The organism is Salinisphaera sp. S4-8, from assembly GCF_040361235.1.
GTDB lineage: Bacteria > Pseudomonadota > Gammaproteobacteria > Nevskiales > Salinisphaeraceae > Salinisphaera.
This window is the reverse complement of record NZ_APNF01000003.1, coordinates 297168-311660: the sequence shown is the minus strand read 5'-3', so window position 1 is coordinate 311660 and position 14493 is coordinate 297168. Positions and strand designations below refer to the sequence as shown.

The following is a 14493-nucleotide window of genomic DNA, read 5'->3' as shown; positions in this document are numbered from 1 at the left end:
CGGATGCCGAGTTGCGCCCGGCCCGCCGTCGAGAACGGTCAATCGGATAACCGATGAGTACGCCGGTTCGTCTTCCCGGTCATGTTCGGCAACGGCCGTTCCACGTTTTGGTTAGCGAACGGCTCGGAGGCTGATCCAGGTCAATTCGATGGATAGCCAGACTTCATACGATAGTTAAGTCTGAGCCCTGGATCGTGCCGCCAAGACAGGAGTGTTCGCGCCATGCCGAAAAAGACAGTGCCCGGTTTCGATATCCCGACGACTGCGCCGGACGGTTTCGAGCACGAGCCGGATGCCACGGCGGGCTACTGGCATCATCGCCCCGACAATACCTTGCCGCCGCCCGATTTCATTGGGCCCTATGCACGACATCGCCCGTTGCCCACGCCGGGCGTCGAGGACAGAAAGGCGTGGATCATAGGCGGCGGGATTGGTGGCCTCGCGGCAGCCTTCTATCTGATCCGCGACGGCCATATGCCGGCTTCCAACATCACGGTGCTGGAAGAGATGGATATCGAAGGCGGCTCCATGGACGGCGCCGGCGATGCGCGGCACGGCTACATCATCCGCGGCGGGCGTGAAATGAACTGGAACTACGACACGCTGTGGGACGTGTTCCAGGACGTGCCGGCAGCGGAACTGCCGGCAGGCTATTCGGTACTCGATGAGTACCGGCTCGTCAACGACAACGATCCGAACTACTCGAAGGCGCGGCTCATGCGCAATCGGGGCGAGATTCTGGACTTTACCGATTTCGGTCTGTCCACCGCGCAGCAGTGGGAAATGATTCGCCTGATGCTCAAGCGCAAGGAAGACCTCGATGACATCACCATCGAGGACTACTTCAGCGCCGGTTTTCTACAGAGCAATTTCTGGGCGCTCTTTCGCACCATGTTCGCCTTCAAGAACTGCCACAGCCTGCTCGAAGTCAAACTCTACATGCACCGGTTCCTGGATTCGGTGGACGGTTTTGGTGATATGTCGGTTCTGGTGTTTCCCAAGTACAACCAGTACGACACCTTCATCAAACCGCTGGCCGATATGCTGCGTGAGAAGGGCGTGCAATTTCAGTTCTCAACGCGCGTGCACGATCTGGAATTCGACATGGCCGGCACGCGCAAGACCGTGACCGGTATTGATTGCCGCGTTGCCGGCGAGCCACGCCGGATTGGTATCGGCGCAAACGATCTCGTTTTCGCCTTGACCGGGTCGATGACCGAAAACACGGCCTATGGCGAGCTCGATACGGTGCCGCAGCTGGATGTCGGCCGACACGAGCCGGGCGAGCACAGTGGCTGGGCGCTGTGGCGTAATCTGGCCAAGAAATCACCGGTTTTCGGCCGTCCCGAGAAATTCTATGGCGACACCGACCGCTCCATCTGGGAATCGGCCACGCTGACCTGCAAGCCCTCGCCGCTGGTCGATAAAATCAAGACGCTTTGTGTCAACGACCCGTGTACGGGGCGCACGGCGACAGGCGGCATCATCACCTTCACGGATTCGAACTGGCTGCTGAGCGTTACCTGTAATCGGCAGCCGCATTTTCCGGATCAGCCCAAGAACACGCTCGTGCTGTGGGTATACGGCCTGTTGATGGACCAGCCCGGTAACTACGTCGAAAAGGCCATGCCGCAATGCACCGGCCGAGAGATTCTCGCCGAGCTGTGCTATCACCTGGGTATCGAAACGCAGCTCGAGGAAATCGTGGCCCACACGAAAGTGCGCACCGCCTTGATGCCCTATATCACCGCGCAGTTCATGCCGCGCGCCGCAGGCGACCGGCCGGCGGTGGTGCCGCAGGGCTGCACGAACCTGGGCCTGATCGGACAATTCGTCGAAACCCGGAACGACATCATCTTCACCATGGAGGCGTCGGTACGCACGGCCAGAATTGGCGTCTACAAGCTGCTCAACATCCCCAAACAGGCGCCGGACATCAGCCCCACCCAGTACGACATCCGCAACCTGATCAAGGGCGCGCGTGCCTTGAACAGTGGTCAGCCATTTCCCGGCGAGCGGCTGTTGCATCGGTTACTCGAGCGGACCTACTACGCCCATATTCTGCCGCCGCTTCCCGAGAAGAATGCATCCAAATACGATGCGGTCGAAGGCGAAATCGACGCGCTGACAGCCAAGGCCGGCGACGCACTCAAGGGCGTGGCGTCGTGGGTGACGAGCTTCCGAAAGCACTTCGACAAAAAACGGGAATGAGCCTGGGGGCGCGTTGAATTGAAACGCACTCGAGGCTGCTCTTGGGCGATGCACTCAAGCGCGATCGCGTGGATAAGGCAATCGAAGACGCTGCCAGCGCCGCCGTGGCGGCGTTGCGGCCCCACGGGCGGCCACTGAATTGCGTGAGTACGAGGCGGGCATCGCCACGCACATCCCGCCGCGCGCCGAGCAGTAGACGCGACACGACACCAACGTCAGTCCGACGGCGACCGGGACGTTCGCTGCACCGCCCGGGTGCGTGACGCATAATTCGCGGCTTTGCTGTGCGTGCGTTGGTCCGTGCCTCGCGTATGGAATCGCGCACTGCAGGGCGGGGATATCGGTTTCAGGTCGGCACACCGGGCCGGCGTGTCGCCCCCGGTATCGATATTGGCCTCGCAATGCCCAACAACTACCGCGGAGAGTCGCTCGTGTCTGCTTCACGTATTCGTCTGCTGTGCTTCGTACTGCTGGCCATCGGCCTGGCGTATTGGTTGCTGCCGATACTGAGTGCCTCGGCTGCCTCGCCAGATATTAAATCGCTGTCCGAAGTGCCCGATGGCAAGCGCCATCCGCAGTGTCTGCCGTTTAAGGACCAGGAGCGTCTGGGCGGGCGGTGTTACAACCTGCACGATGTCGGCGCGCCCACGCGCCAGCAGGCCGAGCGCTTCGACATGCAACTGGACGAAGAGGGCAAAAACATCACTGCCTCCGGCTTTTCCGATATCACCGGTTACTTTCGCGATATTCAGGTGATGCCGTCCGGCGAACTGGTCGCTGTCGGCGGGCGTGGCCTGAAACTGGCGCATAGCGATGCCGAGGCGCGCCATTGGACCGTGGATTCGTTTTCGGGCTTTGCCGATGGCGTGCTCGGTCTGGCGATGCGCCCGGATGGCCACGGCTATGCCGTCGGCCAGAATGGGGGACTGATTTTCGAAACCCGTAACGGCGGTCGCGACTGGGAGCCGTTCAACCGTGTGTTCGACGATCCGCGCGCGCCCGAGATTGAACAGCTGAACGTGCCGATGGGGCTGTTCGACGTCGCCTACGCCGACGATACCACCGTGGTTGCGGTCGGCTACGAAAGCCTGTTGCGCACCACCGACGACGGCCAAGACTGGCAGCGTGTCGAGCTACCCGTGCCCATGGACGACGTCAATCTGCAGGAGGTCTTGTTCACCGGCCCCGAGGTGGGCTGGACCGTCGGCAGCGGCGGTACCGTGTTGCGCAGCGAGGATGCCGGCGCGAGCTGGCAGGCCGTGGATATCGGCGCCGAGGACGCCCACCTGACCACGGTCGACTTCGTCGATGCCCAGCACGGCTGTATCGGCGGCGGGGTGAGCGTGTGGTGTACGCGCGACGCGGGCAAGACCTGGCAGGCCACCAAACTCGAGTTGCCCCGGCCGGTCATGTACGAGCCCGAGGTTGGTGTCTTTCGCCTGCGTTTTCGCGATGCGAAGCGGGGCTGGCTGATTACCAACGATGGGCTGGTCTATCGCAGCGACGACGGCGGCCAGAACTGGACGCTATGGCTGGATCTGACCCGGCCGGGGCGCACCGATACCGGCAGCGTCAAGCTCGCGGGCCTGGCCCTGGGCAAGAAACGCGTCTGGGTGGTGGGCTCGGGCACCCTCAAGCCCGGGCCGGACGCCGATCCGCGATGGGATACGCAACGCTCGCCGATTCTGCTGTCGTGGCCGCTGGATCCCTGAGCTCCGCTTGGGCGTAGCGCCGAGGTGATCAGCCGGCTGGCGATCCGTATGGGCGCATCAGCGATCGGCTAGCCTTGCGCGCCCGGCAGCGGCAGCTCGGCGATGTGTCGGGCCTGCTCGTCGGGTACGCCCAGCGCCTGTAGCACCATCTTTGCGGCGATACGGTCGGCGTGTTCCACCGGGCCTTGTTCGACCAGCAGGTTCATCGCGCCCAGGGTGGCGGAGATGACGATGCTCATGGCCATTTCCTCGTTGGCGTAGTGGAAATCGCCCTGTCGATGGCCGGCCTGGAGGTCGGCGCGCAGATAGCTGCCCAGCGCCGAGCGCATGCCTTCGGCGTAGCGCACCACGCTGATGAGCGCGCGCGTCCAGTCCGGGTCGCTGAGTGCTTTGTTCATGAAGGTGCGTACGGCGATGCACAGGCGTTCGGCGCCGCTGTCCACGGCTTCGCTGGCGACCAGGATCTGTTCCGATAGCTGGATCGCCAGCTCCAGGCCGACCGCTTCGAGCACCTGCTCGCGCGAGCGGAAGTAGTTGTAGATGGTGCCGTTGGACACCCCGGCTTCTTCGGCCAGGGCGTTGAGTGCCAGACCGCCCACGCCGGCCCGGGCATAGATGCGCAGGGCCGCATCGAGCAGTTGTTGCCGGGTGCGGGCTTTTTTCTTGTGGCCGCGGGTCAGCTGCGACTTTTTGCGCGTATTGGAATGGGCGTTAGTGGCCATGAAACGGTTCGGTGAACGGCTCGGAAAACGCCATGATACTGGGAACGTTTCAATATTGAGTAGCCGTCAGCGTCAGCGCTTGCAGGCACTGCTCCACGATACGGTTAGCCTGCGTTGCCGGGCCGTCATGCAGGATGACGCGATCAGGGCGGCAGACGAGCACATGGCCGCGGGCACTGCCCTGGACCAGGCAGTCGGAGAGGTCTTCGGCAAAGGCGATGTCGCTTGTCGCGTGCTGGCCGCGCAGGCCCACATGCACAAAGGCGCCGCCGTGGGCTTGCCAGCGGGCCTGGGTGGCAGCGTCGAGCCCGGCACGGGGGTCGATGCCGAGGCCGATGAGGGTGAGATGGTCGCCGAGCACGTCGTCGCTGAGCCGTACTCACGACCGAAATCGAACGCGCGGGCGATCCGCACGCAGCACAGGCCCTGTCCGAGCTGGATCTCGACGCAGACCAACTGCCCGAACGCACCGCTGCCATGGTGCTGGGCATCCTCGGCATGGACCCCGAAGAAGCGCGACGCCTGTCCCAGCGGCCGCTGCCGCCCATCGACGGCTTTCTGAAGCCTTTTTCCAGCCGCTGATTCGCCGCCGCATCGTGTCTCGCGAGGGCCGCCGCCTCGAAGACGCTGCCGAGCTCGGTACCGGCCTCGCCAACGTCGATGTGCCTGTCGGGTGGGGCGAGCGTGGCAGCGGGGCCGCTGCATCGCTATCGCGTCAACTCGGGTGATTTATGCCCATTGGGCGGCTTGCACGAGATCGCAAGTCGACCGGCACGCCTGGACACGAACTCGGATCGGCGCACGTCCGGATGCGCGTGCTTTTACGCGTGGCTAATCAGTCGCGGGTGAGAATCTTTTCTGCCGGCCGGGACATGAGCTCGTTGAGTAGCGGGTTCTGGAAGCGTCGGTCGGCAGTGATGATGTAGAAATCCTCGTAGAGGCCGGGCAGGGCGTAGTACTCCTGCAGGGTTTCGTTCTTGAGCTCGTCGCGGACTACCACAGGTGGTAGCAGGGCGATCGCGCCGGTATCGCGAGCGAGCAGGCGCATCATCGCCATATCGTCGACTTCGGCGATGATGTCCGGGCGGCGCTGCAGCTGTTCGCAGAGCAGATCGAAGCCGGTGCGGATGCTGCTGCTGGGCCCCGGCACGACCAGCGGGCAGTGATCCAGGTCGGCAGGGAAATCGAATTGCTTGCCATCTCCCAGCGGCGGGCCGACGAGGCTGATCGGCTGACGGGCGATCCGTCGGCAGCGTACCGGGTTGCGGGTATCGCCCTGAATCGCCTGATTGGAAAGAATGGCATCCAGGTCGTGCACATAGAGCCGGCGGGTGAGTTCGTCGAGCGTGCCCGATTGCAGCACCAACTCGACGTCCGCGTTGCCCATCAACGGCTGAATCAGGTTTTCCTGAAAGTTGCGCGACAGGGTGGCGACGCTGCCCAGACGCAGGGCTTGCCGATGGCTGGTCTGGCCGTCGCGCAGCATGGCCTGCATTTCGCTGCCGGTGCGAAAGATGGTTTCTGCATAGTTCATGGCCACGTGGCCGGCCTCGGTGAGTACCAGCTTTCGGCCTTCCCGGGTAAACAGCGGCTGGCCGAGCTGTTCTTCCAGTTGTTTGATCTGCGCGGACAGCGACGACTGCGACACATGCAGACGCTCGGCGGCTCGGGTCAGATGCTGTTCGCGGGCCACGGCCCAGAAGTAGTACAGGTGGTTATAGTTGAGCCGCGACATGACTGTTCGTTTTAAGAGAACGGTTTGTTATCTATTTTGTATTTTACCGAACATCGTCCCGGCGGCAAGATAGCCTGTATTACCGCACAGGAGGATTCATGGACGCGTTCACCGGCTTGTTCGGGCCCGGGCTCGAATGGAGCATTCCGGGCCTCTATGTGCTCGCCGCGCTGATGACCCGCGTTGTGTCTGCGCCGGAACCGGCCTGGCGAATGGCACGGGTGGCGTCGCTTGCGGCCATGCTGATCGCCCTGGTCGCGGCGATCATGGCTGTATTCACGGCCTCTGCCTCGGCCCCGGTGCAGCTCGCCGGTACGGCCGGTCTGGTGCTGGTGACCTTCCTGGGCTGGGTGATCGTTCGCTTCGCCGCGCCGTATCTGGCCGGCGAGCCTTGTCAGAAACGTTTTTTGTGTGGGGTATCGATCACGCTGGCCAGTGCCGCGCTGGTGAGCACCACCGACAATCTCGCCGTGCTCGCCCTGGCCTGGAGTGCGACCAGCCTGGGCCTGCAGCCGTTATTGACGCTCTATCCGCGTCGCCCGCGTGCCGAACGGGCAGCCCACAAGCACTTCATGAGCGCCCGACTGGCCGATATCACCATGCTGGGGGCGGTGGTGTTGATCGCCTGGCAAAGCGGGTCGCTATCGCTGACCGCGCTGTCGGCCGCGCCCGCGCTCACGCCGTTACCAACGGGCCTGACGATCGCGGCCATGCTGCTGGCGATCACCGCGATCGTACGCTGCGCGATGTTGCCCTTGCACGGTTGGGTGCTGCAGGTCATGGAGGCCCCGACGCCGGTATCGGCATTGCTGCACGCGGGCGTGGTCAATCTCGGCGGCCTGGTGCTGATCAAGATGGCCTGGCTGATCAATGAATCGTGGGCCGCACAGTGGCTGTTGCTGCTCGCCGGCGGGCTGTCCACGGCGATTGCCGCGGTGGCGATGATCGCGCAGTCGAACATCAAGGTTCGGCTGGCCTGGTCCACCTGTGCCCAGATGGGCTTCATGCTGGTCGAATGTGCTCTGGGCGCCTGGCATCTGGCCCTGCTGCATCTGCTCGGCCACTCGCTCTACAAGGCCTTTGCGTTTCTCAATGCCGGTGATCGCGTGGTGCGTGCCCGCCGGGCCCGGCTGTGCCCGAATGTGTCGGGGGCGATGTCGCCCTGGCTGGTCGCGCCGCTGGTGGCCGCTGCATTGCTGGTGCCGATACTGCACGGGTTGAACCGGCTCGAAGGCAGCTGGGCGGTGTTTGCCCTGATCAGCCTGATTGCTCTGGCACCCTTGCTGACCGGTATGCGCCCGCAGCATGGTGGGGCCGCGCTGCGCAGCGGCCTGACCGCGGCCGCGATCGTCGCGCTCGGCCTGTTATGGCATCTGCTGTTCGACTCCTTCATGGCGCCGCTGCTGCACAGCGAGCGCACCACGGGCCAGATCCTGTGGATCAGCGGCCTGTTTACGCTTCTGCTGCTGTTCCAGGGTTGGCTGCGCGCGGGCCGGCGTAGCCGCTGGCTGCACCAGGCGCTGGCCAATGGGCTCTATCTCGATGATCTGATCAACCGGCTGCCCGGCCTGCGCCGGCCGCGATTCGGCGAACACCGGCCGGTCGGCCCCACGTTGCAGGAACAGGAACGCACCTCATGAACACGCCCGCCGATTACGCCGAGGACCGGCTGCTGCCGATCGCCGAGGCGGCCTGCGATGCCATCGCTCCGATCTGGCCGCTGGACAGCTTCATCGCGGTCAATCCGTACTGGAGTCATCGCTACCGGCCGATCGCCGACGTTGCCGCGCGGCTGGCTGCGCTGAGTGGCACCTCGTTGCTGATGCGCCCTGATTACTACCGCCAGGCCTGGCAGGCGGGGCGTATCGGCCGGGCCGAGCTGGCGCGCGCCATCGACGCCACCGGTTACGACGGCGACACCGACACCCTGTTGCAGGCGCTGGATGCGCCAGGGGCGCAGCCGGCGTCGCTGCCCACGCTGGCACGTATGGCGTCGATGCGCGGCGAGCCGCTGCCGGCCCGCAGCTGGGAAGCGCATGTGCGCGATCAGATCAGTCTGTTTTGTGCTGCATTCTTCGATGATGCCGAGGCCGAGTGGGGTGTCGACCAGGACGGCGGCCTGTTTGCCCAATGGCGGGCCGACTTTCTCACCCATCCGGGTACCGGCCCATTCGGGCATGCGGCGCTGGGCGAGCGCGCCCAGGCCCTGCCCGAGCAGGCGGCCGCGGTGTTCACGCAAATGCTCGCCGAGCTCGATCTACCCGAAGATCGCGTACCCGCCTATCTGCTGACGTTGTTGCTGGACATCAACGGCTGGGCGTCCTGGTGTGCCGGCGAGCGCTGGCGTGCCCGCCAGGCCGGGGATGACGACGCGCGTATCGTCGATCTGTTGGCCATCCGGCTGGCCTGGGACTGGCTGCTGGATGACGGCCAGCGCGGCCCGGGCAGCTGGCATGAACAATGGTTGCAACAGTGGCAGGCGCTGCCCGAACGCGAGCAGCAGCTACAGGCGCATTTCGACGCGCTGTGGACCTGGCAATACGCCAGCGAACTCGCCTATCAGACGCATCTGGAAGCGGTATTGCGCGAACCCGGCGCGGGCGCGACCGCGCCCACGGTCCAGGCGATTTTCTGTATCGATGTGCGCTCCGAGGTCATCCGGCGGGCGCTGGAAAGCACCGACCCGGATTTCGAAACCCGGGGCTTTGCCGGCTTTTTCGGGCTGCCGATTCAGTACCGGCCCGTCGGTACCGATGCACCACGCGCGCAGCTGCCGGGGTTGCTTGCGCCGGCGCTGGAAGTCTCCGATGCGGGTAGCAATGCCGCGAGTGTGGGTGAGCAGCGGCGCGAGCGTCTGACCGCCGCGGTGCACTGGAAACAATTCGAATATGCGCCCACGTCCATCTTCACGCTGGTGGAAACCCTGGGGTTTTTCTACGCCGGCAAACTGATACGCCGCACCCTCGGCCTGGCGGACGCGGAGCAGCCGGACAAGGCCGGGCTGGGGCCGACCGAGCGCGCCCGCCTGCACCCGGCGCTGACCAACCTGTCGTCAGAACAAGGCGCCGAACTGGCCGCCGGCATTCTTACCGCCATGGGGCTGACCGACAACTTCGCCTCGCTGGTACTACTCACCGGCCACGGCAGTCAGAGCGCCAACAACCCGCACGCGGCCGGGCTCGATTGCGGCGCCTGCTGCGGCCAGACCGGCGAGGTCAACGCCCGCGCGCTGGCCAGCCTGCTCAACGACGACGCGGTGCGCGACGGGCTATGCGCGCACGATATCCATGTGCCGCAGGGCACCTGGTTCATGGCTGCGTTGCACAACACCACCACCGAAGAGATCGAGCTGTTCGATGCCGATCAGGTGCCCGATGCCTTGCAACCGGTGCTCAAAGATCTCTACGTCACGCTGGCGAGCGCCGGTGAGCGCGCCCGGGCCGAGCGGGCACCGGCACTCGGCTTGAATGCATTGACACAAAAGCCCACTGCGCTGCACAAGGCCATGCGCCGGCGCGCCCGCGACTGGGGCCAGGTACGTCCGGAATGGGGGCTGGCCAACAACGCCGCCTTCATTGCCGCGCCCGGCCACTGGACCCGAGGCCGCGACCTGGCCGGCCGGGTGTTTCTGCACAACTACGACTGGCAACAGGACGACGACTTCCAGACCCTGCGCCAGATCATGACCGCCCCGATGGTCGTCGCGCACTGGATCAACATGCAGTACTACGCCTCGGTGGTGGACAACCAGCGCTACGGCAGCGGCAACAAGGTGCTGCACAATGTGGTCGGCGGGCATGTGGGCGTGCTCGAAGGCAATGCCGGCGATCTGCGGATCGGCCTGCCCTGGCAATCCGTGCACGACGGCGAAAAACTCATGCACGAACCGCTGCGCCTGAGCGTATGTCTGGCCGCGCCGGCACACGCCATCGATCGGATACTGGAAACCGAAGCCACCGTGCGCGATCTGGTGGTCAATGGCTGGCTGCATCTGTTTCGCATCGACGACGACTCACGCACGCTGATCCGGCGTGATGGCCAGGGTTGGCACGCCCGTTAGCGACCAGTGGTCGCCACGATGCGCCCGGGCCGCGCGTCAGGACGCCGCGTCCGTGGCCGGGGCGACGAGCGCTTGCAGCAGTATGCGACGCATGATCGGTATTTCGATTTCCACGCGCTGATGGCGGCCGTCCGCGTCGAGCATGGAGTGGTAGCCGATGTCGTGTTCCAGCCGATCGCCGTCGACTTCGATGCCGGCCAGCGCGAGCTGTTCGCTCAGCGGCCCGAGTCGTGCGAGCCGGTCCTGGGGCCAGCGCGACGAGATATAGGCACGACAGACGTACGTTTCGGGCGCGTCTTCGCCCGGCTCGTTCATCTGTTCAATTCGGCTGAGCCGAACGCCGCTGATATCCACCGATTGCGCATTAATGCCGTTGAGGGTGGCCTGCAGATCGGGGCTGCGCTGTTTGCGATACTGGCCGAGCATACGGTCCATATCGCTTTGCGGGGTAGCGCTTTCCTCGAGCTTGAGCGTATAGAGGCGCTTGACCAGATCCTGTGTCTGCGAGGCGTCACAACTATAGTCGGCACTGCTGCAGCCGGCCAGCAACAAAAGCGCGAGCGACCCGACGATCTGTCTCATGGCAACCCTGTCCCTGATTGAGAGCGCGGTAATATAGCAGGGGGCTTGCCGATAAAAATCCTTTCAAGGCATACAGTTGTGCCCAATTTAATGGCTTGGAAAACACCTGCCGGCGCCAGCGCCCCGTGGGGGCGCTGGCATTGGGGCCATGGTTCAGGCAGCCGCGCGTATCAGCGGCGCGGGGGTGGCCTCGTAGCTATCCACGAGTGCCTGCCAGCGCTGTCGTTCGGCGGCCAGGTCACAATCGCCCGTGGCGATGACTGTGTCGACGATCTGACGAAACAGATCGGCAAATGCGGGCAGGCCGGCCGCCATTTCGGGGGTGTCGGGATGCATGAAGTTCAGATTGGTGCCATGGCCCACCCGGTTGACCCAGTAATGTACCGACTTGGCGTTACGCCGGGTACCGATCACGGTATAGGCATGAGCGGACAGATCGCGAAAGGTCGGGATCAGGCGCGTATCGATGAACGACAGGCTGGTCATCTCCGGGGGCATGCTCGATAGCGTGGGATCGATGACCTTCTGTGCCGGATAGATCGGTACACCCACCATGAAACGCACCGCCTTGTTGGCCTGCCGTGCGGCGGCGACGGTATCGGCAAAGCGATCCGCGATCGGAAACTCGAGCGGCACCGGGTGGGCGAACCAGCCCATCGTGTAGTGTTCCGCCGGCGTGCTGCGGGTCGAGCGCGGGGTGCAGATCGTGAATGTGTCCGAGCCCCGCACGAGACGGTCGATGAGGGCCGCCACGGCCATGAAGCCGGCGCTGAGCGATCCATAGCGCGGCGACCACACTCACCATGCAGGCGCCTGCGGCCAATACGACGAAATGCTTTATCGAGGAAAAATGCTTCATGCCCGGCCCGGTCGTTGAATATTGCGATGTGGCATAGCGCCAGGAGGCTTGGGTAAACATCCGATTCGACCCGGCGTATATCCTCAGCTAACGACAGGCGTTGGAATAACTTTAAAAATATCCGTCGGTAAAAATTCGCGGACGGTCTGTCTTCTCATTGCAACAATTTGGTGCAGTGAGATGGCGTGGCTCAATACGGTTATTGCGTGTTTGTTGGCAGAGGTCGGCGTCCGCGTGGCAGGGCAGATGCCCGCGTTGACCAGGGCGCTTGCACGCGGCCGGTTTTGTGCGGGGGCGCGTTTCCAGGCGTTTTTGCACACGTACTAAACAGCACAGAGGCTGCACTTCGCGTGCTGGCGGCTGCCGTGCATTGGCGGCTAAAGCGTGGTGTTCGACCGCCTTTGCGCGGTCGTCGCTGGCAGGCGCGGAAATCGCGATTGTCAGGTGGCGGCCTGCGGATTTGCGGCTGATGCTATCGGGCCAGGCTCACCCACCGGTCATCGCAGAGGGTTTGTGCCAGCCAGTCGGCGACCACGCGCACGCGTGGCAGATAGGCCATGTCCTGATGAACCACGAGCCAGAGCTCGCGGGTGGCGGTCTGGCCGCCCAGACAGACGAGGTCGGGCACGCTATCGCCCACGCAACGTGGCATCAGACAGCAGGCGTCGGCCGCCCGGGTGAGCTGCGCGAGGATACCGTTGCGGTTGGCACGGGCGATGGTGTGTCGGTCGGGAAAATGCGTGGCCAGCCAGCGCTGTTCGGGCTTGTCGATGAATTGCTCGTCCAGATCGACCCAGGGCGCGGTATACGGGTCGGCATCGGGCCGTGTGGAATAGATGCCATAGGTGAGATTGCCCAGCCGCCGGGTATCGAAGGCACCGCTGGTGGGGCAGGCCAGACGCAAGGCGATATCGGCTTCGCGTTGGGCCACGCGCAGGTTGCGATTGCCGCCGATCAGATCCAGTCGCAGGCCGGGATGATCGGCCAGCAGGGCGGGGATACGCGGTGCCACGGCGTGTTCGAGCACGCCGTGTACGCCGGTTAGCCGTACCACGCCCGAGACTTCGCGACGACCCGGCGGGCGCTGGGCATCGACCAGTGCGTCCGCGAGTTGATCTTCCATGGCGCCGGCCGTTGCTAGCAAAGACGCGGCGCCTGCCGTGGCGCGCAGCGTCTGGCCATCGCGGCGCAGCAGGGGATAGCCCAGATAGTCTTCGAGCCGCTGCAGCCGCCGTGCCACGGTGGTTTGATTGACGCCGAGCTCGCGTGCCGCGGCACTCATGGTCCCGCCCCGGCAGACCAGCGCGAATGTTTTCAGGCCTTCCCAGTCGAGTGTGCTGATGGGCATCTTGGTTGGTCGGGTTCTGCGTTTATGCAGAATATACCTGCAAAGTAACCGATTTTAATTGCGAATTGGCAGGCTCATGCTGTGCGCACACTTTCCAAGGAGCGCCGAAATGACCGCCCAGACCATGTTGCAAATTGCCGAGGCCAACCTCCCCACGGGCACGCCCAGGGATGCGGCGCTGATCGTGATCGATGCCCAGGAGGAATATCGCGAGGGCGCCTTGAAGCTGTCGGGGCTTGCGCCCGCACTCGCCAACGTTGCCCGCCTGATCGCCCACTGGCGCGAACAAAACGGCACGATCATTCATATTCGCCATCACGGTGAGCCCGGGGCTGCGATGTTCGATCCGGATGGCCCGTATGTATCGATCATGCCGGAAGTCGCGCCGGGCGAAGGTGAGCCGGTACTGGTCAAACATGTGCCCAGCGCCTTCGGCGGGACCGATCTGCAGGCCCGGCTCGAGGCACAGGGCATCGACCATGTGGTGCTCAGCGGCTTCATGAGCCATGTCTGTGTGTCGACCACTGCCCGCGTGGGCAACGAGCTGGGCTATCGGGTCACGATCGCCGATGACGCGGTCACCACCCGCGATCTGCCCGCCGCCGATGGGCAGGGCGTGATCAAGGCTGCGGATCTGCATCGCGCGGAGATGACCATGCTCTCCGACATCTTCGCCCGGCTCTTGCGCACCGAGACCATCCTCGCGGGCTGAGTCGGTGTGCGCTACGCAACACGCCCCGTGCACGTATGGCTCGTGTGCGGGGTGTTTCGACGCGATAGTGGCCGCGCCGGTAAACCGGCTATGCTCGCTCGACCGGCGCGCCGCGCCGGGCCAAACACGCGGGGTGGGCTATGCCATATCTGAGTTTTCATGTGTCCCAGGATGTGTCGCGGTCACAGGCCCAGGCGGTTCCCGACACGCTCACCGAGCTGACCGCCACGCTGCTCGGCAAAAAGCGTGAGCTGACCGCGGTCGAAATCACCTGTGCAAAAGCCGGGCGCTGGTATGTGGGTGCACAGGATGTGGCCAGCCAGTCGCAGGTGGGCTTTTATCTGGAGATAAAAGTGACCGAAGGCACCAATACCAAGGGCGAAAAAGCGCAGTACATCGATGCCGTATTCGCCGCCGTGGCCGAGATCTTCGGCGACGTGGCCCCGGCCAGCTATATCGTCATCCACGAAGTGCATGCCGATGCCTGGGGTTATGCCGGCCAGACCCAGGAGTATCGCTATATCCGCGGTAAATCGCTATGAATCCTGCCTT

General features: G+C 64.1%; 11 protein-coding genes and 1 pseudogene. 6 read left to right on the top strand and 6 right to left on the bottom strand.

Annotation, left to right across the window (positions count from 1 at the left end):
- The first annotated feature begins 222 nt into the window (after positions 1 to 222).
- Both S4A8_RS06565 and S4A8_RS06560 read left to right on the top strand, forming a co-directional pair.
- Positions 223 to 2211: an oleate hydratase gene (locus tag S4A8_RS06565; RefSeq protein WP_353219524.1), complete on the top strand. Its 1989-nt coding sequence runs from the start codon at positions 223 to 225 to the stop codon at positions 2209 to 2211.
- A gap of 431 nt (positions 2212 to 2642) precedes the next feature.
- Positions 2643 to 3923: a WD40/YVTN/BNR-like repeat-containing protein gene (locus tag S4A8_RS06560; RefSeq protein WP_353219523.1), complete on the top strand. Its 1281-nt coding sequence runs from the start codon at positions 2643 to 2645 to the stop codon at positions 3921 to 3923.
- Between the two features lie 68 nt (positions 3924 to 3991).
- On the opposite strand, the gene S4A8_RS06555 is transcribed toward S4A8_RS06560, so the two are convergent.
- From S4A8_RS06555 to S4A8_RS06545, 3 genes and pseudogenes are all read right to left on the bottom strand, one after another.
- Complete coding sequence (locus S4A8_RS06555; protein ID WP_353219522.1) at positions 3992 to 4645, bottom strand: TetR/AcrR family transcriptional regulator; 654 nt, start codon at positions 4643 to 4645, stop codon at positions 3992 to 3994.
- Between the two features lie 49 nt (positions 4646 to 4694).
- Positions 4695 to 5009: pseudogene (locus tag S4A8_RS06550) on the bottom strand (3-(3-hydroxyphenyl)propionate hydroxylase); the annotation flags it as partial.
- Between the two features lie 471 nt (positions 5010 to 5480).
- Positions 5481 to 6380: a LysR family transcriptional regulator gene (locus S4A8_RS06545; RefSeq protein ID WP_353177472.1), complete on the bottom strand. Its 900-nt coding sequence runs from the start codon at positions 6378 to 6380 to the stop codon at positions 5481 to 5483.
- A gap of 98 nt (positions 6381 to 6478) precedes the next feature.
- Between S4A8_RS06545 and S4A8_RS06540 the strand changes: the two genes are divergently transcribed.
- Together S4A8_RS06540 and S4A8_RS06535 are read left to right on the top strand one after the other, a co-directional pair.
- Complete coding sequence (locus S4A8_RS06540) at positions 6479 to 8020, top strand: NADH-quinone oxidoreductase subunit L (protein ID WP_353219520.1); 1542 nt, start codon at positions 6479 to 6481, stop codon at positions 8018 to 8020.
- On the top strand, positions 8017 to 10440 hold the full coding sequence (locus tag S4A8_RS06535) for a YbcC family protein (RefSeq protein WP_353219519.1): 2424 nt from the start codon (positions 8017 to 8019) through the stop codon (positions 10438 to 10440). The genes S4A8_RS06540 and S4A8_RS06535 overlap by 4 nt, the downstream gene beginning before the upstream one ends.
- 36 nt (positions 10441 to 10476) lie before the next feature.
- Here S4A8_RS06535 and S4A8_RS06530 read toward each other — a convergent pair whose 3' ends face one another.
- From S4A8_RS06530 to S4A8_RS06520, 3 genes are all read right to left on the bottom strand, one after another.
- Complete coding sequence (locus S4A8_RS06530) at positions 10477 to 11022, bottom strand: hypothetical protein (protein ID WP_353219518.1); 546 nt, start codon at positions 11020 to 11022, stop codon at positions 10477 to 10479.
- 153 nt (positions 11023 to 11175) lie between these two features.
- Positions 11176 to 11820, bottom strand: coding sequence for a hypothetical protein (locus S4A8_RS06525; RefSeq protein ID WP_353219517.1), 645 nt, complete (start codon positions 11818 to 11820; stop codon positions 11176 to 11178).
- Between the two features lie 533 nt (positions 11821 to 12353).
- On the bottom strand, positions 12354 to 13229 hold the full coding sequence (locus S4A8_RS06520) for a LysR family transcriptional regulator (protein ID WP_353219516.1): 876 nt from the start codon (positions 13227 to 13229) through the stop codon (positions 12354 to 12356).
- Between the two features lie 109 nt (positions 13230 to 13338).
- Here S4A8_RS06520 and S4A8_RS06515 point away from each other — a divergent pair, with 109 nt between their 5' ends.
- Complete coding sequence (locus S4A8_RS06515; protein ID WP_353219515.1) at positions 13339 to 13941, top strand: cysteine hydrolase family protein; 603 nt, start codon at positions 13339 to 13341, stop codon at positions 13939 to 13941.
- Between the two features lie 140 nt (positions 13942 to 14081).
- A complete protein-coding gene (locus S4A8_RS06510; RefSeq protein WP_353219514.1) occupies positions 14082 to 14483 on the top strand; it encodes a tautomerase family protein in 402 nt (133 codons plus the stop codon).
- The last annotated feature ends 10 nt before the right edge of the window (positions 14484 to 14493 follow it).

Coding starts and splice junctions, on each gene's coding strand:
- S4A8_RS06565 (WP_353219524.1), top strand. CDS start 223: ATGCCGAAAAAGACAGTGCCCGGTTTCGATATCCCGACGACTGCGCCG.
- S4A8_RS06545 (WP_353177472.1), bottom strand. CDS start 6,380: ATGTCGCGGCTCAACTATAACCACCTGTACTACTTCTGGGCCGTGGCC.
- S4A8_RS06520 (WP_353219516.1), bottom strand. CDS start 13,229: ATGCCCATCAGCACACTCGACTGGGAAGGCCTGAAAACATTCGCGCTG.
- S4A8_RS06535 (WP_353219519.1), top strand. CDS start 8,017: ATGAACACGCCCGCCGATTACGCCGAGGACCGGCTGCTGCCGATCGCC.
- S4A8_RS06555 (WP_353219522.1), bottom strand. CDS start 4,645: ATGGCCACTAACGCCCATTCCAATACGCGCAAAAAGTCGCAGCTGACC.
- S4A8_RS06540 (WP_353219520.1), top strand. CDS start 6,479: ATGGACGCGTTCACCGGCTTGTTCGGGCCCGGGCTCGAATGGAGCATT.
- S4A8_RS06510 (WP_353219514.1), top strand. CDS start 14,082: ATGCCATATCTGAGTTTTCATGTGTCCCAGGATGTGTCGCGGTCACAG.
- S4A8_RS06530 (WP_353219518.1), bottom strand. CDS start 11,022: ATGAGACAGATCGTCGGGTCGCTCGCGCTTTTGTTGCTGGCCGGCTGC.
- S4A8_RS06515 (WP_353219515.1), top strand. CDS start 13,339: ATGACCGCCCAGACCATGTTGCAAATTGCCGAGGCCAACCTCCCCACG.